General features: G+C 69.1%; 1 protein-coding gene. It reads left to right on the forward strand.

The genetic code is table 11. From position 1 onward, the window contains the following. Nucleotides 1-275: ketoacyl-synthetase C-terminal extension domain-containing protein (locus NGF19_RS30535; protein WP_289738574.1), on the forward strand; the 275-nt coding region annotated here is incomplete at both ends.

Raw genomic sequence — 275 nt, forward strand, 5'->3', positions numbered from 1 at the left:
GCACACGCAGGCTGCGGCGGGTGTGGCCGGGGTGATCAAGATGGTGATGGCCATGCGCCATGGGGTGCTGCCGGCGACGTTGCACGTGGATGAGCCGTCGCCGCATGTGGACTGGTCGGCGGGTGGTGTGCGTCTGCTGACGGAGCGGATGTCCTGGCCCGAGGTGGGTCGGGCTCGGCGGGCTGGTGTGTCGTCGTTCGGGATCAGTGGCACCAACGCGCATGTGATTTTGGAGCAGGCGCCCGAGGTTGCGGCTGTGGTCGGGGAGGCGTCGG

It is taken from the genome of Streptomyces macrolidinus, from assembly GCF_023887685.1.
GTDB classification, from domain to species: domain Bacteria; phylum Actinomycetota; class Actinomycetes; order Streptomycetales; family Streptomycetaceae; genus Streptomyces; species Streptomyces macrolidinus.